This window comes from Sediminibacterium sp. FW305-C-61 (assembly GCF_058231065.1).
The window spans coordinates 40383-64934 of record NZ_JBIQXR010000005.1 but is presented as its reverse complement, the minus strand read 5'-3'; the positions used below and the strand labels follow the sequence as shown (position 1 = coordinate 64934).

Genomic DNA, 24552 nt, shown 5'->3' with positions numbered 1-24552 from the left:
AGACCATAGTCCATGGTCTATGGTCTATGGTCTATGTTCTTTCTGCTCGTAGGCCTGCATGGTATTTTTCAGCAAACCTGCAATGGTCATTAGGCCAACACCACCTGGAACGGGAGTAATGGCGGATGCTTTGGCGGCTACTTCATCATAGGATACATCTCCTTTGATCCGGAATCCTTTTTTGGCAGTAGCATCTTCTACACGGGTAATGCCGACATCTATAATTACCGCACCTTCTTTAACCATATCTGCTTTCACAAAACCCGGAATACCAAGTGCAGCTACGATAATATCTGCCTGTAGACAAAGCTCTTGTAAGTTTTGGGTATGTGAGTGACAAATAGTAACGGTACAATTGCCTTGTTTAATGTTGCTGCTTAATAATATACTCATGGGGCGGCCTACAATATTGCTTCTGCCTATTACTACTGCGTGCTTTCCTTTTGTTTGAATATTAAAATGTTCAAGCATCAGCAATATTCCATAAGGTGTGGCAGGAATAAAAGTAGGAAGTCCCTGTACCAGCTTACCTACATTCACCGGATGAAATCCATCCACATCTTTAGCGGGGTTGATGGCTTCGATTACTTTTTGTTCACTGATTTGTTTGGGTAAGGGCAACTGAACCAGTATCCCATCAATGTTTTGGTCGTTGTTAAGTTGTTCGATGGTTTGAAGTAAGGTTGCTTCTGAACTCTGTTCATCAAGTCTGATCAAAGTTGATTCAAACCCAGTTTCCTCACAATTTTTTACTTTACTTGCTACGTAAGTTTCACTTGCACCATTATTGCCAACCAGGATGGCCGCAAGATGTGGTTTTCGTTTACCAGTAGCGGCAATTGCTGCTGTTTTTATTTGAAGAGAAGCTTTAACTGCAGCGGCTGCTATTTTACCATCTAGTACTAACATGGCGCAAAAGTATTCAAATAAGGGGTACTTCCTTTTTCAAAGTGGAAAGAAAATAAACTGATTAAAAATTAATTTAATATTTTTCAAAAATTAGCCTTTAACTAAGCTTGTTTAGCTTGTTTTTCATGATAAACTCAAGAACTATCCAGTTTTTTGACCAATAATTGATTAGTACTAATCAGACAATCGATTAAATATGTCAGATTTTTACATACCCAAACGATACTTATGTAAATTATTGAAAATCAATTATTTGGTTAAAAATGTTAAAGAAAGTAAAATTTTTTTTATTGGTTAATGAAAAACATCCCTAACTTAACGCTCAGAAATTGTTAATTTTTTTAACAATCATTCTTCATTCTAAAATTACGCACATGAGAAAAAGTCTAACACTGTTAGCTGCTGCTTTGCTGTGGACACTATCCAGCTTTGCACAAACAGTGGTGGTACAGGGTCAGGTTTCTGACGACAGAGGACCGGTACCAAATGCCACTATTCAAGAAAAAGGCACTACAAATGCCGTAAAGGCCGATGATTTCGGCAAGTTTACCTTAAGAGTTAAGCAGGGTTCAAAAGTTACTGTTTCAGCCGTAGGCCATGAAACGTATGAGTTTACTGCTTCATCTGCTTATCAGAACATTCAAATCAAAACACTGGCAGGCGAACTGGAAGAAGTATTCGTAACAAGTGCCTTCGGTGTAAAAAAATCACAGCGTACAACACCATTTAGCTCACAGGTAATCAGCGACGAAAAATTGAATGTGATTCGTCAGCCGAACCTGAACAATGCACTTGCCGGTAAAGTGGCTGGTGTTCAGTTCAGGGGACAGTCTGCTGCCAAACTGAACGACCAGGGTTTCCTGCGTATTCGTGGTGGTGGTTCATTGACTGACCAGGGTGCTATATATGTTGTAGATGGTACTATTACCAACTCATTCGACATTAACCCGGATGATGTAGCTGATATCACTGTATTAAAAGGTGCGAATGCTACAGCCTTGTTTGGTAGCCGTGCCGGTAACGGTGCGATCGTAATCAGCACAAAGAAAGGATCTAGAACCAAGGGTATTGGAGTTGAAGTAAACCAGTCTGTTACTTTCGACAAAATGGCTTTCCTTCCTCAGTACCAGAATTCATATGGTGGTGGTGATGGCGATTGGTTAACTTTTAACTATGTTGCTGGTATGCCAACAGAATGGCAGGCAATGAACGGTAAGCGCTACCGCGATTTCACGGATGATGCTTCTTGGGGTCCTAAAATGGATGGCTCTGAATATATTCCCTGGTATGCGTTCATACCTGGCCATGCACGTTCAAGCAAAACCGCAAGCTTTACACCTCAACCAAATAATGCAAAAGATTTCTGGAACACTGGTGTAACATCTAATACCAACGTAAGTTTCTCTCATAATAATGGAGCAGGAACAAGTCTTCGTGTATCCTATACAAACCAGACTATCAAGGGTACACTTGAAAACAGTAAATCTCTCAGAAACTCATTGAATACTTCATTCAGTATGGATCTGGGACAGTATGTAACTGTAGGTGCTAACATCAACTATACCAATCAGCGCATCAGTGGTGATTTCTCTGATGGTTATGCGAACAACTCTGCAGGTAACTTCAGCCAGTGGTTTCACCGCGATCTTGATATCGATATCATGCGTGAACTTTCTGGTTTGAAAACACCAATAGGTACTTTTGCTTCATGGAACTTCCGTCGTAATCCGGGTTCATGGAGTGCTGCCGCACCACGTAATAGTGTGTATTCAGCTAACTACTGGTACAATCCATTTACATGGTTCCAGAATATTGATCTTACTCAGAGAAGAGACAGGCTTTATGGAGACGTGAACCTGACTATTAAATTCAATAAACACTTCAAGTTTAAAGGTGCTGTTCGTAAAGACCAGTTCAGTGGTGGTGTAGAAAATATCATCCCATCTATTCTGGAAACTTCAGGAAGCCAGACAGGTACTTTGGCAAGCTATGCTACAAGTACAACTGTTAATGGTGAGTGGAACTTTGAAGGAGTTGCTACTTATACACAGAAATTTGGCGACTTAGACATCACTGCAAATGTGGGTGCTAACAAGCTGAATATCCGTAACAGAAATGTTGCTGCTAATACAAATACAGGTCTAAACGTTCCTGATCTGTATGCTATCAGCAACTCAAAAAATGTTCCTACTATTACGAATGGTAGATCAGACCAACAGGCTAATTCACTGTTTACATTTGGTGATATTGAGTATAAAAAATACCTCAGTTTAACTTGGGCATTCCGTAATGACTGGTTCTCTACGCTGCCTAAAGGAAATAACTCATTGTTATCTCCATCTGTGGGTGCTTCATTTGTATTCAGCGAATTCACTAAGAAAATTTCCTGGTTAAGTTTTGGTAAAGTATATGGATCATGGGGTAAAAAACCAAAAACCCTCAATCCTTATGCACTTAACCTGAACTACTCTGTAAATGCATTGTTATGGGGAAGCAACTTCCTGATGTCTACACCAAATGGTACACCAGATGCAAACCTGCAAGGTGCATTAACAACTACCTGGGAAGCTGGTGTGGATTTACGCTTTGCTAAAAACAAAGTTCGTTTGAATGTGGTTTACTACAATGAAACCAATAACAAAGAGCCTCTTGCTGTAACAGTAAGTGGTGTAAGTGGTTTCACCTCACAAACCATCAATGCAGCTTCTGTAAGCCGTTCTGGTTTAGAAGTTGAATTAGGTGTGAGTGTAATGAAGAAAAGAAACTTTAGCTGGGAACTTAATAAAACATTTGCTTACCTGTTAGATAACAAAGTAAATGCACTTGCTCCTGGTTTAACAAGTTACACACTTGCTGGTGGTTCATTCGGTACTCGTTTTGCCCGTGCTTTCCACTTTGTGGGTCAGCAGTGGGGTATGTTAAGAGGTGGTGGTATCAAGCGTAATGCTGATGGCCAACCATTGATTACAACCAATGGCTTCAGTGGAGGTTTGGGTTGGTATCAGGCTGAAACCAACAAAGATTGGGGTTCAGTTGTACCAAAACTTACTGGTGGTTTACAGAACTTTATCTCTTATAAAAACTGGAATGTTGGTATGACCTTCGATTACCAGGTTGGTGGTAAATTCTTCTCACTTTCTGAAATGTGGGGTAACTTCTCTGGTCTGATGGCTCCTACTGCAGCAATCAACGACAAAGGAAACAATGTTCGTGAAGATGTTGCTGCTGGCGGTGGTGTTCGTGTAAGAGGTGTGGATGCTGCAGATGGTAAAACTCCTGTAGATGTGTACATCAGTGCATACGACTACTATCACCAGTTCTACTATCAGCAAATTGCTGAGCCATTTGTACACAGCTTATCTTTCGTGAAACTCCGTGAATTAAGCGTAGGTTATGCTATACCAACGCAGAAACTGGGTAAAGTAGGAAAGGTATTCCAGGGTGCATCTTTATCAGTAATTGCGCGTAACCTGTTCTTTATTTACCGCGACAGCAAAAACTTCGATCCATCTGAAATCAGTGGTGTACAAGGTGAAGACGGTAACTTACCAGGTGCTCGTTCAATCGGATTTAACTTAAAACTTAATTTCTAAAACCCTATAATATCATGTATATGAAACAAGTGAATTTAAAAAGAGCCGCGATGGCATTAGGGGTTTTTGCTACCTTATTAACGGGTTGTAGTAAAGGAATTGATGACTTCGGTAATATCAATGCCAATCCTAATGCTACTACTGTACCTATTACATCTGCATTGCTTACCAACGTATTGGCAGGCGCTGGTGGATATATTTGGGGAAATGGTATCAATACCCAGGCAGGCTTATACTGTCAGTATATGTCAGAAACACAGTACACTGATGCTTCAAGGTATGCAACACCTGTAATTAACTGGGATGGTACTTATTCAGGTGATCTTTATGATCTTCAGAATATCATCAATGTAAATACCAATCCTGATACAAAAGCTGCTGCTGCACAGTTTGGTTCTAACAATAACCAAATCGCAATTGCACGTATCCTGAAAGCATTTTATTTCTGGATGCTTACCGATGCTTATGGCGATCTGCCTTATTTCGAAGCTTTGAAAGGTAACGGAACCATTGCTTATGATAAGCAAGAGCTCATTTATCCTGATCTGATCAAAGAATTGAAAGAAGCAGTTGCTCAATTTGATGGTGGACTTACCGTTCAAGGTGATGTTCTCTACAGTGGTAATACTACCAAATGGAAAAAGTTTGCTAACTCACTCATTGCTTCAATAGCACTGCGTATGTCTAAAGCAAACCCAACATTGGGTAAAGCTGAATTTGCTGCTGCTATTGCTGCAGGTGTAATTGATAGCAATTCTGATAATGCTGCACTGGTTTATCCAGGCGGTAACTATCGTAACCCTATCTACAACTATTATGTGGTTACACAGCGTTTCGACTTTGCAGTTAGCCAGACTGTTACAGACCAGCTTACCGCTAAGAACGATCCTCGTATCAATGTGTATACCAGCAATGCTAAAGGTTTTCCTTATGGTTTAACTCGTGCTGATGCTTTGGCATGGCAGACTAGCAACCCAACTTTTGGATTCCTTTACAGCTTTACTACTACACCTCAAACCATGCCTATGTATCTGATGACTGCCGGACAGGTTTACCTGGCTCGTGCTGAAGCAGCTCGTTTAGGTTGGACTACAGAACTGGCAGCTACTAACTATGTGGCTGGTATTACTGCTGAAATGAATCGTTGGGGTATTACTAATACAACCACAATTGCAAATTACCTGGCTCAGACAAATATTGCTTTAACCGGTACTGGTACCGATGCGCAAAAAATTGCAGAGCAAAGATGGTTAGCTTACTATCCTGATGGAAATCAGGGTTGGGCTGAATATCGCAGAACAGGTTTCCCTGCTATGGCTCCTGTTCCAGGTTCTACAAATGCGGTTCCAAGACGTATTCCTTACGGAACAAACGAACCATTGTACAATCCAACCAATTATGCTTCTGCGGCAGCGAATTACAATTCTAATTCAATGAACGCAAAAGTTTGGTGGGATAAATAGTGCGATAAATTTGGAATTGTTGTATATTCCAATTGAATAACTAGTCACTCGTTTTCAGTTTTTATAGTTTATCATGCACATGAGAACGGCCGGTAGTAATACCGGCCTTCTCTTTTTTGGCTACAAGCTACTAGCTGCAAGCAACAAGCTTCAAGCTACAAGCCTTGATGGTTGCTTATTATAGGTTTTCTGCTATTAACGGAATAAAATTGAGGGGAGATAATTTAAGGTCAGCTTATTAAAGAAAGATTTCGTTGCCGTAAATGCACTATCTGCTATTAATAGAACACAGATCTTCGGGATATATAATGATGGATCTTGAAAATCATGAAAATCTGTGTTCCATAATACGCTTGAATTATCAAAGCGACCCCTCGGAGCAACTCGTGTTCAATTTTCCCTACTTTTGTTCTTCATAAAGAACGATATGGAACAACAACCCAATAATCAACTGAATATCGAAATCAGTGAAGAGATGGCTGAAGGTGAATATGCAAACCTGGCTATTATTACCCACAGTAATGCCGAATTTGTAATCGATTTTGTAAACGTAATGCCCGGAACTCCCAAAAGCCGTGTAAAATCCCGGATCATCTTTACGCCTATGCACGCAAAGCGTTTCATGAAGGCACTGGAAGAAAATATCGAAAGATTTGAAGCAGCCAATGGTACTATTCAAGACCTTGAACATATTGAAATACCAATGAATTTCGGTGGTCCAACGGCGCAGGCGTAAAGTAATAATCGGAAGTTTAGCTGCAAGCTGCAAGCCTCAAGCTACAAGCTATGCATATGACGGGACACAGATTTTCATGATTTATCATGATAGATCATGAAAATCATGAAAATCCGTGTTCTATTAATAACAGGTAGTGCGTTTATTTCATCAACTATTTCTTCAACAAGCTGATTTTATATTATCTAATTCGCAAGCACGCTTATTTATTTCATCAATAGCAGAAAACCTATAACAAGCAGCCATCAGGCTTGCAGCTTGCAGCCTGCCGCTTGCAGCTATTCCCACGCATTACAAAAGCCCCTCATCAGCAAAACTGAAATACCCATCCGTACTTACAATAATGTGATCGAGTAGTTTGATATCAAAAAACATCGCGGCATCTTTTATTTTTCCTGTGATCTGCTCATCTGCTTTACTGGGTTGTAAATTCCCACTAGGGTGGTTATGGCATAACAAGATCGATGTAGCATCGTTTAAAACTGCCTTTTTGAGGAGTAAACGAATATCAACAACCGTTGCAGTAATTCCTCCTTCACTAATCGTATCCATGGAAATAATTCTGTTTCCATGGTTCAGGTAAAGCACCAGGAATACTTCATGCCCTTTATGTGCAATTTTTGCCCTTAAAAACTCAGCTACATCCTTGCTGCTTTTTACCACTTCTTTCTTAACAATAAGCTGATGTCTCCTTAATCCTAATTCCAATGCGGCAGCAATACTAATGGCTTTTGCAGCCCCCAAACCCTTGATGCCAAGTTTACAGATCGATGGAACGGAAAGGTTTCCCATGCTATTCAGGTCGTTATTGCAATGTTGTAAGAGTTCCTTGGCCAATGAAAGAGCAGATTTGCCAGGAATGCCATGGTTAATGAGAATGGCTAATAATTCTGAATCACTTAGGTTTTCGGCACCTTTCAGGAGCAATTTTTGCCTTGGCTGGTCGTCTGAGGCCCACTCTTTAATTGTATTTCTTTGCATGGTAAAAAAAATGAAATTTTCAAATTATTATTTCTTCGGCGAATCTCTATCTTCGCCGCATATTCCCTCGATTATGAATCCATCTGTCAAGATTTTCTCCGGCACAGGCTCACAGAAGCTCGCCGAAAAAATCGCCCAACAATTTGGTGCACCTATCGGTAAAATCAATATCCAGAAATTCAGCGACGGCGAGTTCCAGCCTATTTTCCTGGAAAGTATCCGTGGCGATTATGTTTTTCTGGTTCAAAGTACCTATGCACCAACCGATAACCTGATGGAATTACTGTTGATGATCGATGCAGCTAAAAGAGCCAGCGCATATAAAATCATCGCAGTTATCCCATATTATGGCTTCGCCAGACAGGATCGGAAAGACAAACCAAGGGTTGCAATCGGGTCCAAACTTATAGCAACTCTGTTGGAAGCAGCCGGAGCGGATAGGGTGATAACGATGGACTTACACGCAGCGCAGATTCAGGCCTTTTTTGACGTGCCTGTAGACCATCTTGACAGTTCGGCAATTTTCATCCCATACATAGAACAATTAAAATTGCAAAACCTCACTTTCGCTGCACCGGATGTAGGAAGTACAAACAGGGTGCGCGAAATAGCCAGTTATTTTAATGCAGAAATGGTTATTTGCGACAAACACCGTAAGCGTGCCAATGAAATAGCCAGTATGGTGGTGATAGGAGAGGTTACTGGAAGAGATATTGTTCTGGTTGATGATATCTGCGATACAGGTGGTACCCTCGCTAAAGCAGCAGGGTTATTAAAAGAAAAGGGAGCAAGAAGCGTACGTGCCCTGATTACCCACCCTGTACTGAGCGGTAAAGCCTACGAGAATATCGAGAACAGTGTGCTGGAAGAATTAGTAGTATGCGACACCATTCCTTTAAAACACGATTCTCCAAAAATAAAAGTCATTTCAGTTGCCGACCTCTTCGCCATTGCAATCAGAAATGCCTACGAAAATAAAAGTATAACCAGCCTCTTTATCCATTCACAATTGAAGGGGAGAGGATGATGAGTAAGCTTTAAGCTGCAAGCTCTTACTGTCCGAGGAAAACAGGCTGTGAGCTTCTAGCCTCTAGCTTCTAGCCATGATTGGTGCTTGTTTTAGGTTTTCTGCTATTATTTGAATAAATGGCAGGGCTTGCGAATTAGAAAATTTTAAGTCAGTTACTTAAAGAAATATTTGGTTGTCGTAAATGCACTATCTGCTATTAGTAGAACACGGATCTCCATGATTTTCAAGAACTATCATGATAAATCCTGAAAATCATGAAAATCTGTGTTCCAACATACGCTACACCTATGACTCGCTGTTAAATTTCCCCGGACATCATTGGCCCTAACTTTCATCTGAAAAAACTATATAATACTAAATTATCAGATTGATAATCAATAGTTTATATTCTATTTTGATATTATTTATTTGCTAGTAGCTAGAAGCTGGCAGCTAGTAGCCAAAAATCGAAGATTTTCCCGTACTTTTGCCGTCCAAAATTTTAAACATGAAAACAATTACAATCGAAGGACAACTGAGGACCGAACATGGCAAAAAAGCCGCCCGCCAGATTCGCTCTCAGGAAAACGTGCCAGGTGTAATTTACGGGGGTGCACAGGAGATTAATTTCTACGCTCCTGCAAAGGCTTTCAAGCCCTTAGTTTACACAAGCGAATTCCAACTGGCAGAAGTTAAAGTAGACGGTAAAACTTTTAAATGTATTCTGAAAGATCTTCAGTTCGACAAAGTGGATGATTCATTGATCCACGTTGACCTGCTTGAACTCGTAGACGACAAAAAAGTAGTTGCTACTTTACCACTCAAATTTGTTGGTACTTCTGTAGGTGTTAAAGAAGGTGGTAAACTGGTTACCAAAATGAAAGCACTGAAAGTAAAAACACTTCCTAAAGACCTGAGAGAGAACATCTCTGTTGATATTACCTCACTTGAACTGAATGGCAATATCCGTGTAGAAGATGTAATCGCAGAAAACATGGAAATCCTCAACTCTCCACGTATTCCTATCGCTTCGGTGGTAATGACACGTCAGTTAAAGCAGGAAGAAGCTTCTGCTGCTAAAGAAGAGAAGAAAAAATAATGGGTATCTACTCCAATATTTTAACCCCGGTACAAAATGCCGGGGTTATTTTTTTTATATAGTAGCTGGTATGGAAACATAAAAAACGGTACCCTTGGGTATATTCGTTTCTACCCATATCCGGCCATTGTTTTTTTCTACAAACTCTTTACAAAGTTTTAAACCAAGACCGGTCCCTTTTTCATTCAAAGTACCTCTTCGTGAAATGATATTTGCTGCGGAGAACAACGCATCGCGGGTTGCTTTATCCATGCCATCACCTTCATCTGCAATGGCAATAATTGATTCGTGGTTTAAAGTGCGGTGATTTATGTGAATTGTTCCATTTTTATAACTGTACTTAATTGCATTAGACAATAAGTTTCTTAAGATAATCTGCAGGTGATTTGGATCTACCCATATCGGGCCACCTTCCGCACTAATTTCCACCTTCAAGCCTTTATTTTCAATCTCAGCCTGAAGCATGGAAAGCACCTGGTCCAAACCCTGCCGGAAATCTATTTTTTGAGCAGCAACCTCAATGCCCTCCAATTGACTATTACTCCATTGCAGTAGGTTGTCAAGGCCGCCCTGTAATTGTTTTACATTAAGTGAGATATGATCCGTTATTTTAGTGAATTGCTCATGCGTAAGTTGCTGCTGCTTCAACAGATCTAGTGTACTTTTTAATTGGGCAATCGGTGATCTTAAATCATGCGCAATAATAGAGAAGAGTTTTTCTTTTGTCGTGTTTGAATCAGTCAGCTCATGATTTTTCTTTTCTAAACTTAGCTGACTCTGCTCAAGCTGGGTCTCGTAAAATTTTTGCTCAGAACGATAAAACATCAGCCCCAGAAAAGAAAGGATAATAGCACTGGTCATATTAATCAATACCCTCGAATGAGGTAATTGCTCTAACATCCAGGGAGTAGTATCGGTAAAACGGAGAAAAATAAAGCAGGCAATGGTAAGTATAGAAAGCCATATTATGGTTGAACTTTTCTTGAAAATTAAACTAATAACTACCAGGTTGGTTATAAGATAATACTCATTGCCGTTTTGAAATTTTATGGCGCTAAGACATAACACACTGGTAGATAAAATAGTTAAGACAATGCGGGCTATATGAGCAAAACGAAAATAATTGATGACCAAAAAAATCATTCCTCCTATAAAGTTTAAACTCAACAATCCCGAATTCCAGTAATGCCCTTCAGACAGATTAATAAAAATAAAAACAAGACTATGTAATGAGCCTAGCATCACCATGAAGTTCAATACGCGGGTCTTTTTTCTCTCAATCGCATCAAACTCCACGAGCACACCAATATTGATGATCTTGTTAAAAAGAGGAGGAAATTTCATAGAAAGGGGTACTTCGGATTGAAAATTATAATATATCATTGAAATCCCTTCTTTTTATTTGAGTTACGGATCAAATGGTTGGGTTATTTTTGTATATACTATGAACAAGTTTCTGATAATCGGGTTAGGCAATATTGGTGATGAATACAAGCATACCAGACATAATATCGGGTTCGATGTACTTAGTGCCTTCGTATTAAAACACAATGGCTTCTTTAAATTAGACAGGTTGGCCGAAATAGCCGAAGTAAAGTGGAAGGGTAGAACATTTATCTGTATCAAACCAACTACCTACATGAACCTGAGCGGTAAAGCATTTAAATATTGGATGGATCGCGAAAAAATTGAACTGTCTAATACTTTAACCATTGTTGATGACCTTGCCCTACCATTAAGCAAACTCAGGTTGAGAGGTTCGGGGTCAGATGCGGGTCATAATGGGCTAAAAGACATTCAGCTAACATTGGGTACCGACCAGTACCCCAAACTTCGGTTTGGTATTGGAAATGAGTATCCTAAGGGCAAACAGGTCGATTTTGTATTGGGTAAATGGTTGCCTGCAGAACAGCCTGTTGTACAGCAGAAAATCGATAAATCTGTTGAAATAATCGAGTCGTTTGCTACAATTGGACTGGAAAAAACAATGAATATGGCAAATAACCTCAATTTTTTATAATATACATTTGCGTTTATTCGTTCTCAGTTTCAATATTATCCTTAATCCTCGTTTGAAAAGCCCAACCCTATTCAGTCAGGGTATTTGATTGATTTCTGGTAATATTAAATTAATGTGTATGAAAATTTTTTGTGTAGGCAGGAACTATGTGGCGCATGCGACAGAATTAGGAAACGCTGTTCCTGAAGAGCCGGTGATTTTTATGAAACCTAAATCGGCACTACTTCAACCCAACACACCTTTTTATTATCCGGCATTTACCAATGAACTTCATTATGAAGGTGAACTGGTATTGCGGATTTCTAAAAATGGTAAATACATCCAGGAACATCAGGCAAATCGTTATTACGACGCGGTTACAGTTGGTATTGATTTTACCGCGCGCGACCTGCAGGCTGAACTTAAGAAAAAAGGATTACCCTGGGAAAAAGCGAAAGCCTGGGACCAGTCTGCCGTAATAGGTAAATGGACACCCATTCAACCCGATACATTAAAATCGCCCTTGCAGTTTTCCCTGCATAAGAATAAAGAAGTGGTGCAAAATGGGGATACTGCTAATATGATTTTCAATTGCGATTTTATCATCGCACATATCAGTCAATATTTTTCTTTAAATATCGGCGACATGATATTTACCGGCACACCTGCGGGTGTAGGTGAATGTGTAGTTGGTGATATACTGGAAGGTTATCTGAAAGAAGAAAAAATGTTTGAATTGGAAATCAAATAACAAAACCCACCAGTTAATACGATTGATGCTTACGCCAGAAATATTATTGCAGGCATATAAATACATGGTAACTGCCAAAGCCATGTGCGACACTTATGATGCCAACCGAACGATTTGTAAATATGTACATTCCACCTCACGCGGGCATGAAGCCATTCAACTGGCTACCGGTATGCAGTTATTGCCCTGCGATTGGGTGAGCCCTTATTACCGCGACGACAGCATTATGCTTTCAATAGGGTTTCAACCTTATGAACTAATGCTTCAACTACTGGCAAAAAAAGAAGACCCGTTTTCAGGAGGTCGTTCTTATTATTGTCACCCCAGCAGTCGCGATGAAAAACGCCCTTTTATCATTCACCAGAGTAGTGCAACAGGTATGCAAACCATACCTACTACCGGACTGGCACAGGGAATACAGTACCTGGAGCTAACTGCTTCTGATAAATTGCCTAAAGCTGATGGACAATTACCCATTGTAGTTTGTTCATTGGGAGATGGAAGCGTGACAGAAGGTGAAGTAAGTGAAGCATTACAGTTTGCTGTACTAAAGCAATTACCTATTATATACCTCGTACAGGATAATCAATGGAGCATCAGTGCATCTGCTGAAGAAGTAAGGGCTATGAATGCCTATGATTATGCTGCAGGATTTAAAGGGTTGAAAAGATGGCAATGTGATGGCAGCGATTTTATCAGGAGTTATGAAACGATGGCTGAAGCCATAGAATATACGCGTACTGAGAGAAAACCAGCATTGGTTCATGCTAAAGTACCCTTATTGGGTCACCATACCAGTGGGGTACGCAGAGAGTTTTACCGGAACAGGGAAGACCTGCTGAAACATGGCTCTTATGATCCCCTTCCAAAACTTCGCCTCTTACTGGCAGATGTTGGAATAGCCGAACACCAGATCAGTATCATCGAAAAAGAAGCAACAGAGAAAGTGCTGGCCGATTTTCAACGAGCACAGTTATCTCCTGAACCAGACCCGTCAACAGTTGAAGAACATGTATTTGCACCAACGCCGGTACGCGAGGAGAAAGGCCAGCGAGCCCCAAAAAATGGCGAGAAGGTATTGATGGTTGATGCGGCACTTCATGCCATTGAAGAGTTGATGGAAGCTCATCCTGAAGCCATATTGTATGGTCAGGATGTTGGAGCCCGCTTAGGTGGTGTGTTTAGGGAAGCTGCGACGCTTGCAGATAAGTTTGGTGATCACCGGGTATTCAATACCGCTATTCAGGAAGCATATATAGTTGGTTCAACAACTGGACTTTCGGCACTGGGTATAAAGCCAATGGTGGAAGTACAGTTTGCGGATTATATATATCCAGGTTTTAATCAGTTGGTAACAGAATTATCGAAATCATGCTATTTATCGAACGGTAAGTTTCCGGTGAGCATGGTTTTAAGGGTGCCTATTGGTGCTTATGGCGGCGGTGGTCCTTACCATAGCGGAAGTGTAGAAAGCACATTATTAACGATTAAAGGCATCAAAGTAGCCTATCCTTCTAATGCAGCCGATATGAAGGGCCTGATGAAAGCTGCTTACCATGATCCAAATCCGGTAATTATGCTGGAACATAAGGGACTCTATTGGAGCAAAGTGCCAGGTACAGAAGAGGCTAAAACAGTGGAACCTGATAAAGAATATATTTTACCTTTTGGTAAAGCAAATGTGGTATTGGCTGCAGATCCGGAAAAAGTGAAGAAAGGGGAAACGGTTTGCGTAATTACCTATGGGATGGGTGTTTACTGGGCCAAATCTGCGGCCCAAAATTTTGCCGGCCAGGTTGAAATACTTGACCTGAGAACCCTGTTTCCATTGGATGAGGAGCAGATATACCAAATGGTTAAAAAGCATGGAAAAGTATTGGTATTGAGCGAAGAACAGCAGAATAACTCATTTGCCGAAGCACTGGCACTACGGATAAGTAACCAATGCTACCATTTCCTGGATGCCCGGGTGGAGGTATTAGGCTCACTTAATTTACCGGCAGTACCCATAAATCTGGTCCTTGAAGCTGCCATGTTGCCCAATGCAAATACTGTATCGAATAGGATTGCGAAAATGTTGGCATACTAAGACCGAACCCCTATATTTGCACCCCGTAAATGAAAATTTACAAATGGCGGGGTAGCTCAGGTGGTTAGAGCGTTGGATTCATAACCCAAAGGTCTCGGGTTCAACTCCCGATCCCGCTACTTGTCCGACGAAGTTTCAACGAAGTCGGGCTCATCATAAGGAAAGCCCATAGACCTTACTCTATGGGCTTTTATATTTCAAACTATTCTCAATTGTTGCATTTATTTTGCACTATGCAACAATTTTTAGCCCAAATTTCCCTGGTTGTAAAAGAGTATGATGAAGCAATTGACTTCTATGTAAATAAACTTGGCTTTGAGTTAATTGAGGACACCGTTTTAAGTCCTGATAAAAGATGGGTTCGAATTAAACCTGCAAATGCTCCAACCCAAACTTGTCATTTATTATTGGCAAAAGCTTCATCAACCGAACAGCTAAATGTAATCGGCAATCAAACCGGTGGCAGGGTGTTTTTATTTCTTTATACAGACAACTTCAATAAATCCTATGAATTACTATTGAAGAATAATGTAAAGATAGTAAGACCTCCAAGTGAGGAAAGCTATGGCACGGTGCTCGTATTTAGTGACCTGTATGGAAATTTATGGGATCTCATAGAACCCAAAGCTTAACGAGTATCAAATAAGACAGAAAGTCTATCTTGAGTTTATGAAACCTAATGAAGTCTATAGTCTGAAAAGACCCGTCAAACTAATTCAGGTATTTAGAAATGCAAGTCTATTTGCAAAGGGGGAGAAGATTTTTGAAAAAGGTCGTGATTGGCTTAACTGGCCCGACCAAAAATCTCCGGGTGGATATGTAAAGGATGGTATACTTTATCTACCTAAAATCACAGAAGTTATCGATAGTTTAAATAAGTATACCATACTTTTTCTACTGGATGATTTTTCTGCAAAAGAAAAAGATAAACTCTTCAACTGGAAATCACAATACCATCTTTTTACCCAGTCATCCGGTTCAATTGGAATTGATTTTCTTCAAATAAAAAATGACGAAGCATTGTCGATTTTTTTCAACGGGCCGAATTATACCTGGTATCCTAAGCGAACAGCTTCTTTTAAATTGGCAGAATTGAAACAAGGAAAACCTGTTGAAATTAAACTCAATGGAAAATCAGATGGCCACCACCAGCGTTATTATTTTGAAGAACAATTTTTGTTTGATTACCTGGGCGATTTTTCTTCCTTTACCATCTTGCCAGACTATTCTCCTCCAGTATTAAAAAAAGTTCCAACCGATAAAAAAACGGTTGATCTGAGAGAATTAATCTGGTAAAATATGTACATGGAAAAGCCCCCGGTTAGGGGGGCTTTCTGGTGCTTAATAAGAACCAATATACTGCCATATAAGGTCCTCCGAATTCAGGTCCACCAAACTTGGTGGTATAATATCCGATCTCAAAAACAGAGATTCAAATTGAAGTGTCAAAATTACAATTAATATTTTGTTAAGGCTAGTTAATTGTTACGATCTGATTATTTTCAATGACAAACGGTTGGCGAATTATTACTTTTTTCTGAATCTTGAAAAACTAACAGATGTTTACATTCAGCAGCTGCAGAACTATTTAAAGGCTTTTATGCATAAATTGTTTACCAAAGATTGCGGCCATGAAACACTTATTGCTGATTGTATTTATTTGTTATTCCTTATCAATTAATGCGCAAACATCTTTTGTAACGGTTAAAGGGAAAGAAATCATAGCTCCTGATGGTAAACCCATGCTTATCAAAGGAACCAATCTGGGAAACTGGTTACTACCTGAAGGATACATGTTCAAATTTGAAAAAATAAATGCACCCTGGATGATTGAACAAGTGCTGTTAGAATTGGTAGGCCCAACCGCGAATACAAAATTCTGGAAACAATACCTCGAAAGCTATATAACCGAAACTGATATACAACTCATAAAAAAAATGGGTGCGAATTCTGTGAGGCTGCCATTTGATTATCGGTTGTTTACCAATGAATCTTACCTGGGGGCTAACGACAGCACCAGGGGATTTTTTTATTTGGATAAAGTAATTCAATGGTGCAAGAAAGCAGGTTTATATCTGTTACTTGATATGCATGGCGCGCCTGGTGGACAAACCGGCGATAATATTGATAATAGTTATGGGTATCCTTTCCTGTATACGGATAGTGGGTGTCAGCGAAAAGCGATTGATATCTGGAAATCAATAGCGCATCGGTACAGCAAAGAAACAATCATTCTTGGGTATGATTTATTAAACGAACCAATCGCACATTTTTTCGAACAGGATAAATTGAACCCCTTACTTGAACCTTTATACCGACGCATGGTTCAGGCCATCAGACAGGTAGATAAGAATCACCTCATTTTTTTAGAAGGCTCCCAATGGGCTTCCAGGTTTGATGTTTTCTCTCCGCCTTTCGATAAAAAACTTGTGTATAGTTTTCATAAATACTGGACAGATACCACACAGGAGGTAATTAAGGATTATGTTGATTTTCGTGATAAATACAATGTGCCTATTTATGTAGGTGAAACAGGTGAAAATGACGACAATTGGATTTTAGCATTCAGAAAATTACTGGAGAATAATAATATCGGCTGGCATTACTGGCCATATAAAAAAATGGAAAGTACGAGTTGCCTGATAACTTTTCCCAGTCCCACTTCATGGGATAGTCTTGTGGCCTATACCAAAAAACCGCGCAGCTCCTTTGAGGAAATCCGAAAAGCTCGTCCGCAGGATATCGGTTCCATTCAACAAGCACTAGACAGATTTCTCATTAATTTAAAACGACCAAATTATCGGTTTAATGAAAAGTATATAACAGGTATCGGATTGGTTGGTACCTGGTGATCGAATCATGGGGATCGATTATGCTTATAGACCTTAGACCATAGTCCATAGTCCATGGTCCATGATACATGGTTTATATGAATTGGTTGGTAACTGGTAAATGAATGAAGGAATTAGCGTATACTTATAGACCATAGTCCATAGTCCATAGACAATGGTCCATGGTCTATGGACTATGGTCTACCCGTTCATCCTAAAAAAAGTGTCTCACTTTTACTTTACAGGGGGTTTAGCTATCTTACGGACATGAAAACCAACACTAGCTTATTGCGAAATGGTCGTATCAGGTATATGGCCTCCGCACTTTTCCTTGCTGTTACATTATGCTCAGCGCAAACCGGCTTTGCACAGCGCCCCGGATTTGGAGGCCAGCAGCAGGCAATTAAAGATCCTATTGTAGATGCCATAGTGAAAGAGGGTACCGAGAATTCTCAATTAGAGAAACTTGCACATGAATTAATGGATGGTATTGGTCCTCGTTTAGTTGGTAGTCCTAAAATGAAACAGGCGAACGATTGGGCCGTATCAAAGTATGCAGGTTGGGGTATTACAGCCCGTAATGAAAAATGGGGCGAATGGCGCGGATGGGAGCGTGGTATTACTCATATTGATATGGTTGCACCCTGGACCAAATCGCTCGAAGGCACACAATTAGCCTGGAGTCCTAATACCGGCGGAAAAACGGTAACCGGTGAAACCGTAATTATTCCTGACCTGGCAGATTCTATTGCTTTTCAGCAATGGTTACCTTCTGTCAAAGGAAAATTTGTCCTGGTATCAATGGCACAGCCTACTGGCAGACCTGATTATAACTGGGATGAATTTGGCACCAAAGAGTCTGTAGAGAAAATGAAAAAAGAAAGAAGCGCGCAAACCATGGCATGGTCAGCACGCATCGCAAAAACCGGATACAATGCCCGTACCCTTGCTGTAGCATTAGAGAATGCTGGTGCTTTAGGAGTGGTACAATCTAACTGGTCAAATGGCTTTGGCGTAAATAAAATTTTTAGCGCTAATACTAAAAAAACACCCACTGTTGACCTTGCATTGGAAGATTATGGTTTACTCTATCGTTTAACAGAATCTGGTAGCAAGCCACAAATAAGTGTACGTGCCGATTCAAAAGAAACAGGTGTACAACCCACTTTTAATACCATTGCAGAAATAAAAGGTTCTGAAAAACCAGATGAATACGTGATGTTGTCTGCCCACTTCGATTCATGGGATGGTGGTACAGGTGCAACCGATAATGGTACAGGAACACTTACCATGATGGAAGCTATGCGTATTCTGAAGAAAATATTACCCAACCCTAAAAGAACCATCCTAGTGGGGCATTGGGGAAGTGAAGAACAGGGCTTGAACGGTTCACGTGCATTCGTGGAAGACCATCCTGAAATTGTCAATAATCTTCAGGCTTTGTTTAACCAGGATAACGGAACTGGAAGAGTAACCAATATATCTGGCCAGGGATTCCTGCATTCTTATGAATACATTAACCGTTGGTTATCAAAAGTGCCGGGTAATATCCGTCAGCACATCACCACTAATTTCCCTGGTTCACCCGGTGGTGGTGGGTCTGATTTTGCCTCATTCCTTGCAGCAGGTGCTCCTGCTTTCTCACTAAGTTCATTAAGCTGGTCGTATGGAAACTATACATGGCATACCAATCGCGACACTTACGATAAAATTGTTTTTGATGATGTTCGCAACAATGCCATTTTAGCCGCAATTATGGTTTATATGGCGAGTGAAGACAGCTCAAAAACTTCTCGTGAAAAAAGCGTTTTACCTATCAACCCAAGAACAGGAAAACCAGGCGAGTGGCCTAATCCTACAAAGGCAACACGCAAAGGTGGTTTAAATTAATTTTTGTCTGTAACTATCATAAAAAATCCCTGGTATGTATGTACCAGGGATTTTTGTATTTAAACACCAGTTTTTCGCATCAAAGCATATAAAAGATCCGAAAGCTTAAATCATGGCTTTTGGTCCATAGTCCATAGACCATAGACCATGGACTTTGGACTATGGTCTATGGTCCTTCGTCCAATAGCGCCCCCACTCCTGATTCACACATGTAGTGCTTCTACTACAATTGGTATCCAAGTTCCTACCTGCTTTTAAAGGAAACCAGTATTGTTGGTGGCTGATAATCAATCGTACTTTGTTATTGGAATTAAACAATGTTTGCCGTTAGCATAGAAAATAAGCAACAGCAAATTTTGCTCTTCCTACCCTTGAAAACTGAATAATTTCTTACCTAAAACAAAGTATATGTTCCGGAAAGTATTGGTTGTAAATGATGATGAAATTTCTTTGTTTGTTTCCAGTAGGATGATTGCTAAAACCGGTTTTGCGGCTGAAATAATTACCGCTGTAAATGGCTTGAAAGCATTGCAGGTATTTGATCAGCTTTTATTGAATAGTAAAGAACCTGCTGAAGTACCAGAACTGGTTTTCCTTGATCTGCATATGCCTGTAATGGATGGATGGGAGTTTCTGGAACTTTTTTCTGAGAAATATGCATACATATTTCCTTCTGTGCGGTTTGCGATACTTTCTTCATCCATTGATCCGGATGACTTGTACAAAATAAAACGATTTTCCGCTATTGTAGATATGGTGCCAACTCCACTGAGTTTTGAAATTCTTTCAGGACTAAAGGAAAAATATGCACAAAACAATTTTCAATTTCCTCCGATTAACCATGCTACAGCTTTGCAGGATCAGATGATTGCGTGAATGGTCAATAGTGAATAGTGAATTGGTTTTAGAATTTAAATTTCATTCCATTTCATTTCATTCCTGTTATTACTCTGGGCAGTCTAGTTTGCTGATTACTCTTTTCTTGTTAAATGGATGAATGCTTAGCATCAGGTAACCACCTCCGCTCAGGTTTTTAATTTGTTTCGCCCATTGAAGATTGTGTACGCCAAGTACCAAAGGCCCCGCTTTGAATGCAGCACCTATATGAAACTGTTTCTGACTATTGTATTGTATGGGTAAATAAAATCCCCAGTTAAGTGTTTCCCATCTTGGGGTAATGGTTAGCAGGTTAATTTCACGTGTTAGCAAACGCTTATAATCTGAAGTGCCATGCAGGTTGATATTCAGGTCCGCATTGATGAATAAATTATTGCCAAATGACCGGTCAATGTTGATGATTAGTCTGGTAGGACTGCCAATCTTAAACTGTTTGTTTACGCTGTCAGCATTGGTGAATACGGTGGCTAGGCTATCACGTAAATCACGACCGTTTTGGATATTGGTGAATTTTTGATCCATTACTATATCTGTAATTCCCGGATCTATATTCCTGAACTGAGAGCTAAACTCGCTCGATTTGTATTTGTTAGCACCTATATCCATTAATGCTACACCAATTTTCCATTGGTAATTCAGCGAATTATTCTGTTGATAGCTATTCGTTTTTTCTTCATATAATAAATATTCCACTCCAAGACTAAGCCCAAAATTTGTCAAAGTATTTTTTAAGAAATCTTTTGTGGATGATGAAGTTCCAGAGGCGGTTTCATCATAATTTGACGAGTATCCGAAAGAACCACCACCTGTAACAAAAGTGTACAGTGTATCTGTTGTATTATGGGCTTCGAGAAAACTTAATTTGTTGATACGCGTATAAGCGCCTGAAATGTTTTTCATTACCTGCAAGGTAACTCCGCCTGTAAGTCTGCTGTTATGGTTTTCACTCAGTATGGTAGAATAATTAAAATCGCCCTGTAACCACCCTGAATGGGTTACAAAACCTTCAAGGTAAGGGGTCGTTCTGTTTTGCTGCATAAAATCGTGTATACTGTAAATAGTATCACTTGCAGATAATGGGGCTGTTCGGACATGATTATAACTTCGGGCCCTTAGGTTAAATGCAAAAGCATGTTTGTTATTTGGCTTGTATAAAATATTAAACAAGCTTATATCAACGTTATTATGTAAAAACCTGCTACGATATCCACTGTTTAGTAAAACAGAATCATTGCGCATGTGCAATGAATTCGTACTCACCCTTGCCTGGGCAGTGAATAGGGTAAGATCCCATTTAAAGGCCGAGTTGATAGAGGCGGCCGGATTGTTTTTGATTGCTGTGCTCCCTGCATAAGGCGATCCATAGGTTGACTGGTAGCCCTGAGCAAGCAGTTTAAGGGTGAAAATGCTACAAGCTATGCAGGTAATCAGGTATTTCTTCATAATGTACACAGATACCCACTTTTCTAAGCTTGTTGCTTAAATAGGCAGGGAAAGCTGTTAAACAGTTGATAAAAGGGTTTCTGGGGCAAGTTAACAACCCTGCCCGGAATCAAAAAAATTATTGCATAGCCGAAGGATTTTGTAGGTTGGTACGTCTAATCTTCAATTGATATCTTTTTTGAACCAGGAAGACCTTATTCTACAACTGAAGGCCCGAAATGAACAGGCTTTCCGACAGCTCATTGAAAGTTGTCAGGATATGGTATTTAATACGGTTCTGGGTATAGTTCAGGACTTTCAGGAGGCTGAAGACCTGGCCCAGGAGGTTTTTATCCAGGTTTACCATTCCATTGATGGATTCAGGGGAGAGGCCAAACTTCAAACATGGATTTACCGAATTGCTATTACGAAAGCCCTGGATTGGCAAAGAAAGAAAAAACTCAGGGAAGGTATCCGAACAGCAGCATCCTGGCTGGGAATTGGCGATAAATCAGCAGAGCCGGCCCATTTTGTTCATCCTGGTGTTCAATTAGAGCAAAAAGAAAAGGCTGCCATAGTTTTTAAAGCCATACAAAGTCTGCCGGAAAATCAAAGGGTATGTTTTCTTTTATTACGTACCGAAGGACTTAGCTACGAAGAAGTAGCAGAGATATTGCAGATAAGTATAAAGGCTGTAGAATCACTAATGCATAGGGCAAAAGAAAACCTCCGCAAAAAACTGGCTGATGAACGACCATAAATATTTAACCTATTAAGTCATTAATATGTACAACGAAAACCAAAATAGTAATGACCCGCAAGATTTTTTGGGCAATATTACCAGGGCAAAAGCACCTGATTTTTTTCAAACCAGGCTAATGGCCAGACTGGAGAAAGAAGTGATAGCAGCGCCGCCGTCTATTTTTCAGCGGATATTAAAACCGATTCCGGTGCTTACCTTATTGGTTTTTCTGGCAGTGCTGAACCTGTACACTTTAAGCGATACTTTTTTGCATAAGGAAAAAACTAAAGAGCTTTCAAAGGACAATATTTCCGGATTTGCAAGCGAGTACCAAATCTTTAATACCGTTGATTTCAACAACTAAATAAATCGACATGAATTTTATCACAAAAAATAAATGGTTTGCAGCAGCTTTTCTGGTATTGATTTTACTCAATATCGCTACACTGTCGGCATTTTGGTGGATGAAAAGAGACCGTGCACCTGAAGACCGGCCCCCACAAAACGGGGCAATGGCTTTTCTGGTTAAGGAATTAAGTCTCGACAGTCTGCAACAGGAGCAATTAAAAGTTTTGCGGGATGAACATCGCATGGCTTCACAAGACGCAAGAAAAAATAATAGAGAAGCAAAAGAAAAATTTTTCAGCTTATTGCAAAACGATGAAACAACCGAGGCGGCAATTGATGAAGCAGCAAAACTTTCGGTTCAATATGATCTGGTGCTTACCAGAAATACATTTGATCATTTTAAAAAAATAAGGGCAATGTGTACACCCGCCCAAAAGAAAAAATTTGATGAGATTATCAATGATGTGCTGAGAATGATGAATGGTCCGCAAGGCCCTCCTCCACCAAGAGATGGTGGTATCCATCACCCTCCTCCAGGAGGCCCGCCACCAAGGGAAATGCCGGAACCGGAAAAATAATTTTTTTTTAAGCGAAGGTTTTTTCGGTTGCAAACATCTAATTATAAAATGACAGGTATGAAACAATTTATTTTTGCAACCACAAGCCTTCTTATCGCAAGTGCAACCCTGTTCTTATCTTGTAAAAAAGATACTGCAGGTGCTGGAACAACCACGAATGCAACATTACCAGATGTGTTCAAGAAATTTAATACTACAGTTACCATTTCAGTGGAAGGTAATTATGTGGTATTAAAAAGTACCGGAATCCCTGATCATAAGAGCCCATATTTTGCAACTACAAATGCACAGTATGAAGCATACAATGGTACTAATCCTAATTATGCCAAGAATCCTAATAGTATACAATCGCAGAGTTATGTTTTTAAAATTCCGGTAAGTCCGGTAAAAGCATCTGCTTCAACTACTACACCTTTGGGCCCAATGGGGATTTCAATAAACGGCGTTCCACTGTTTAATCAGTATGCAGCAGGAAATGCCCCACTCACTAATGAAGTCAATAGTTTTGATCAGTACAATGGACACCCGCAACAAACTGGTCAATACCATTACCATGTTGAACCACTGTTCATCACACAACAAAAAGGAAGAAATGCACTGATAGGATTTTTACTTGATGGTTATCCCGTGTATGGACCTATGGAAAACGGATCCATACTAACAACAAGTCAGCTAGACGGATATCATGGACATTTTGCGGTGACAGCAGATTATCCGAATGGGATTTATCATTATCATATCACTGCTGATGCTCCTTATATAAACGGGAATGGATTTTATGGTACACCTGGAACTGTTACTCAATAAATAAAAATACTGTATGAAAAAATTATGCATTTTACCCCTGGTACTGATAGCCACCTGCGGTCTGTTGCAGGCGCAACAAGCAGGTGGCCCCCCAAACCGCCAACTTCGGCAGAACGTTTAAAGCGAATGAATGAAAAATTAAAAGAGTCACTTAAACTAACTGCCAAACAGCAGTCGGTTGTAAATGATGCGTATAAAATGTTTTTCACTGAAGTAGATAAGCTTCGTCCACAAGCTCCACCGCCGCCGCCACCGCCAGACAAGGCAAAGGTTGAACCACTTGCACAAAAACGTGATGCTGCCATCAAAGCTGCATTAACCGCAGAGCAGTATAAAAAATACCTTGAAATAGAGCAAACCCTTCGCCCCAAAGGCCCTCCCGGAGCCCCTAAACCTCCTAAAGAATAA

22 protein-coding genes and 1 tRNA gene are annotated in these 24552 nt (G+C 40.1%); 19 read left to right on the top strand and 4 right to left on the bottom strand.

All coding sequences use genetic code 11. The features are described from left to right. Positions 1–24: 24 nt before the first annotated feature. Entirely contained in the window at positions 25–909 is an 885-nt protein-coding gene (locus ACH30E_RS13440) for a bifunctional 5,10-methylenetetrahydrofolate dehydrogenase/5,10-methenyltetrahydrofolate cyclohydrolase (RefSeq protein WP_490825390.1), read from the bottom strand. Positions 910–1283: 374 nt separating this feature from the next. On the opposite strand from ACH30E_RS13440, the gene ACH30E_RS13435 reads away from it, so the two are divergent. From ACH30E_RS13435 to ACH30E_RS13425, 3 genes are all read left to right on the top strand, one after another. Further along, positions 1284–4502, top strand: coding sequence for a SusC/RagA family TonB-linked outer membrane protein (locus ACH30E_RS13435; RefSeq protein ID WP_490825391.1), 3219 nt, complete (start codon positions 1284–1286; stop codon positions 4500–4502). A gap of 20 nt (positions 4503–4522) precedes the next feature. Further along, the gene (locus tag ACH30E_RS13430; RefSeq protein WP_490825392.1) at positions 4523–5965 is read left to right on the top strand and encodes a SusD/RagB family nutrient-binding outer membrane lipoprotein; all 1443 of its coding nucleotides are present in this window, start codon (positions 4523–4525) and stop codon (positions 5963–5965) included. A gap of 427 nt (positions 5966–6392) precedes the next feature. Further along, a complete protein-coding gene (locus ACH30E_RS13425) occupies positions 6393–6701 on the top strand; it encodes a DUF3467 domain-containing protein (protein WP_294993610.1) in 309 nt (102 codons plus the stop codon). A 291-nt stretch (positions 6702–6992) separates the two neighbouring features. Here ACH30E_RS13425 and radC read toward each other — a convergent pair whose 3' ends face one another. Then, positions 6993–7682, bottom strand: a complete 690-nt coding sequence (radC, locus tag ACH30E_RS13420; RefSeq protein ID WP_490825393.1) for a RadC family protein — start codon at positions 7680–7682, stop codon at positions 6993–6995. Between the two features lie 73 nt (positions 7683–7755). Here radC and ACH30E_RS13415 point away from each other — a divergent pair, with 73 nt between their 5' ends. Both ACH30E_RS13415 and ACH30E_RS13410 read left to right on the top strand, forming a co-directional pair. Continuing rightward, the gene (locus tag ACH30E_RS13415) at positions 7756–8709 is read left to right on the top strand and encodes a ribose-phosphate pyrophosphokinase (protein WP_294993615.1); all 954 of its coding nucleotides are present in this window, start codon (positions 7756–7758) and stop codon (positions 8707–8709) included. 490 nt (positions 8710–9199) lie between these two features. After that, positions 9200–9790, top strand: a complete 591-nt coding sequence (locus ACH30E_RS13410; protein ID WP_294993618.1) for a 50S ribosomal protein L25 — start codon at positions 9200–9202, stop codon at positions 9788–9790. 54 nt (positions 9791–9844) lie between these two features. Here ACH30E_RS13410 and ACH30E_RS13405 read toward each other — a convergent pair whose 3' ends face one another. Then, on the bottom strand, positions 9845–11134 hold the full coding sequence (locus ACH30E_RS13405; RefSeq protein ID WP_294993621.1) for a sensor histidine kinase: 1290 nt from the start codon (positions 11132–11134) through the stop codon (positions 9845–9847). Positions 11135–11234: 100 nt separating this feature from the next. Between ACH30E_RS13405 and pth the strand changes: the two genes are divergently transcribed. The 9 genes from pth to ACH30E_RS13360 all read left to right on the top strand — a co-directional run bounded on the left by pth (position 11235) and on the right by ACH30E_RS13360 (position 20226). Next, positions 11235–11810, top strand: a complete 576-nt coding sequence (gene pth, locus ACH30E_RS13400) for an aminoacyl-tRNA hydrolase (RefSeq protein WP_490825394.1) — start codon at positions 11235–11237, stop codon at positions 11808–11810. A gap of 118 nt (positions 11811–11928) precedes the next feature. Continuing rightward, positions 11929–12540: a fumarylacetoacetate hydrolase family protein gene (locus ACH30E_RS13395; RefSeq protein ID WP_490825395.1), complete on the top strand. Its 612-nt coding sequence runs from the start codon at positions 11929–11931 to the stop codon at positions 12538–12540. Beyond that, the gene (locus ACH30E_RS13390) at positions 12521–14629 is read left to right on the top strand and encodes an alpha-ketoacid dehydrogenase subunit alpha/beta (RefSeq protein WP_490825396.1); all 2109 of its coding nucleotides are present in this window, start codon (positions 12521–12523) and stop codon (positions 14627–14629) included. The genes ACH30E_RS13395 and ACH30E_RS13390 overlap by 20 nt, the downstream gene beginning before the upstream one ends. A 45-nt stretch (positions 14630–14674) precedes the next feature. Beyond that, positions 14675–14748 (top strand) — tRNA-Met (locus ACH30E_RS13385). 114 nt (positions 14749–14862) lie between these two features. Then, positions 14863–15261, top strand: a complete 399-nt coding sequence (locus ACH30E_RS13380; RefSeq protein ID WP_490825397.1) for a VOC family protein — start codon at positions 14863–14865, stop codon at positions 15259–15261. Positions 15262–15298: 37 nt separating this feature from the next. Continuing rightward, positions 15299–15925, top strand: a complete 627-nt coding sequence (locus ACH30E_RS13375) for a hypothetical protein (protein ID WP_490825398.1) — start codon at positions 15299–15301, stop codon at positions 15923–15925. A gap of 335 nt (positions 15926–16260) precedes the next feature. Next, complete coding sequence (locus ACH30E_RS13370) at positions 16261–17481, top strand: glycoside hydrolase family 5 protein (RefSeq protein WP_490825399.1); 1221 nt, start codon at positions 16261–16263, stop codon at positions 17479–17481. A gap of 246 nt (positions 17482–17727) precedes the next feature. Beyond that, positions 17728–19350 (top strand): M20/M25/M40 family metallo-hydrolase, encoded by a 1623-nt coding sequence (locus ACH30E_RS13365; RefSeq protein WP_490825400.1) that lies wholly within the window; start codon positions 17728–17730, stop codon positions 19348–19350. A gap of 408 nt (positions 19351–19758) precedes the next feature. Then, on the top strand, positions 19759–20226 hold the full coding sequence (locus tag ACH30E_RS13360) for a response regulator (RefSeq protein ID WP_294993691.1): 468 nt from the start codon (positions 19759–19761) through the stop codon (positions 20224–20226). Between the two features lie 69 nt (positions 20227–20295). On the opposite strand, the gene ACH30E_RS13355 is transcribed toward ACH30E_RS13360, so the two are convergent. Next, positions 20296–21690 (bottom strand): hypothetical protein, encoded by a 1395-nt coding sequence (locus tag ACH30E_RS13355; RefSeq protein ID WP_294993694.1) that lies wholly within the window; start codon positions 21688–21690, stop codon positions 20296–20298. Between the two features lie 178 nt (positions 21691–21868). On the opposite strand from ACH30E_RS13355, the gene ACH30E_RS13350 reads away from it, so the two are divergent. From ACH30E_RS13350 to ACH30E_RS13330, 5 genes are read left to right on the top strand one after another with little or no spacing between them, the layout of a single operon-like run. Beyond that, positions 21869–22429: an RNA polymerase sigma factor gene (locus ACH30E_RS13350; RefSeq protein ID WP_294993696.1), complete on the top strand. Its 561-nt coding sequence runs from the start codon at positions 21869–21871 to the stop codon at positions 22427–22429. Positions 22430–22454: 25 nt separating this feature from the next. Beyond that, a complete protein-coding gene (locus ACH30E_RS13345) occupies positions 22455–22775 on the top strand; it encodes a hypothetical protein (RefSeq protein WP_490825402.1) in 321 nt (106 codons plus the stop codon). A gap of 10 nt (positions 22776–22785) precedes the next feature. Continuing rightward, a complete protein-coding gene (locus tag ACH30E_RS13340; protein ID WP_490825403.1) occupies positions 22786–23337 on the top strand; it encodes a Spy/CpxP family protein refolding chaperone in 552 nt (183 codons plus the stop codon). Between the two features lie 57 nt (positions 23338–23394). Further along, positions 23395–24144, top strand: coding sequence for a YHYH protein (locus tag ACH30E_RS13335; RefSeq protein WP_294993704.1), 750 nt, complete (start codon positions 23395–23397; stop codon positions 24142–24144). Between the two features lie 24 nt (positions 24145–24168). After that, positions 24169–24552, top strand: a complete 384-nt coding sequence (locus tag ACH30E_RS13330) for a hypothetical protein (protein WP_490825404.1) — start codon at positions 24169–24171, stop codon at positions 24550–24552.

What these genes read in the sequence shown, in the direction of transcription:
- ACH30E_RS13440 (WP_490825390.1), bottom strand. Translation starts at nt 909, where the DNA reads ATGTTAGTACTAGATGGTAAAATAGCAGCCGCTGCAGTTAAAGCTTCT.
- ACH30E_RS13435 (WP_490825391.1), top strand. Translation starts at nt 1,284, where the DNA reads ATGAGAAAAAGTCTAACACTGTTAGCTGCTGCTTTGCTGTGGACACTA.
- ACH30E_RS13430 (WP_490825392.1), top strand. Translation starts at nt 4,523, where the DNA reads ATGAAACAAGTGAATTTAAAAAGAGCCGCGATGGCATTAGGGGTTTTT.
- ACH30E_RS13425 (WP_294993610.1), top strand. Translation starts at nt 6,393, where the DNA reads ATGGAACAACAACCCAATAATCAACTGAATATCGAAATCAGTGAAGAG.
- radC (WP_490825393.1), bottom strand. Translation starts at nt 7,682, where the DNA reads ATGCAAAGAAATACAATTAAAGAGTGGGCCTCAGACGACCAGCCAAGG.
- ACH30E_RS13415 (WP_294993615.1), top strand. Translation starts at nt 7,756, where the DNA reads ATGAATCCATCTGTCAAGATTTTCTCCGGCACAGGCTCACAGAAGCTC.
- ACH30E_RS13410 (WP_294993618.1), top strand. Translation starts at nt 9,200, where the DNA reads ATGAAAACAATTACAATCGAAGGACAACTGAGGACCGAACATGGCAAA.
- ACH30E_RS13405 (WP_294993621.1), bottom strand. Translation starts at nt 11,134, where the DNA reads ATGAAATTTCCTCCTCTTTTTAACAAGATCATCAATATTGGTGTGCTC.
- pth (WP_490825394.1), top strand. Translation starts at nt 11,235, where the DNA reads ATGAACAAGTTTCTGATAATCGGGTTAGGCAATATTGGTGATGAATAC.
- ACH30E_RS13395 (WP_490825395.1), top strand. Translation starts at nt 11,929, where the DNA reads ATGAAAATTTTTTGTGTAGGCAGGAACTATGTGGCGCATGCGACAGAA.
- ACH30E_RS13380 (WP_490825397.1), top strand. Translation starts at nt 14,863, where the DNA reads ATGCAACAATTTTTAGCCCAAATTTCCCTGGTTGTAAAAGAGTATGAT.
- ACH30E_RS13375 (WP_490825398.1), top strand. Translation starts at nt 15,299, where the DNA reads ATGAAACCTAATGAAGTCTATAGTCTGAAAAGACCCGTCAAACTAATT.
- ACH30E_RS13370 (WP_490825399.1), top strand. Translation starts at nt 16,261, where the DNA reads ATGAAACACTTATTGCTGATTGTATTTATTTGTTATTCCTTATCAATT.
- ACH30E_RS13365 (WP_490825400.1), top strand. Translation starts at nt 17,728, where the DNA reads ATGAAAACCAACACTAGCTTATTGCGAAATGGTCGTATCAGGTATATG.
- ACH30E_RS13360 (WP_294993691.1), top strand. Translation starts at nt 19,759, where the DNA reads ATGTTCCGGAAAGTATTGGTTGTAAATGATGATGAAATTTCTTTGTTT.
- ACH30E_RS13355 (WP_294993694.1), bottom strand. Translation starts at nt 21,690, where the DNA reads ATGAAGAAATACCTGATTACCTGCATAGCTTGTAGCATTTTCACCCTT.
- ACH30E_RS13345 (WP_490825402.1), top strand. Translation starts at nt 22,455, where the DNA reads ATGTACAACGAAAACCAAAATAGTAATGACCCGCAAGATTTTTTGGGC.
- ACH30E_RS13340 (WP_490825403.1), top strand. Translation starts at nt 22,786, where the DNA reads ATGAATTTTATCACAAAAAATAAATGGTTTGCAGCAGCTTTTCTGGTA.
- ACH30E_RS13335 (WP_294993704.1), top strand. Translation starts at nt 23,395, where the DNA reads ATGAAACAATTTATTTTTGCAACCACAAGCCTTCTTATCGCAAGTGCA.
- ACH30E_RS13330 (WP_490825404.1), top strand. Translation starts at nt 24,169, where the DNA reads ATGCATTTTACCCCTGGTACTGATAGCCACCTGCGGTCTGTTGCAGGC.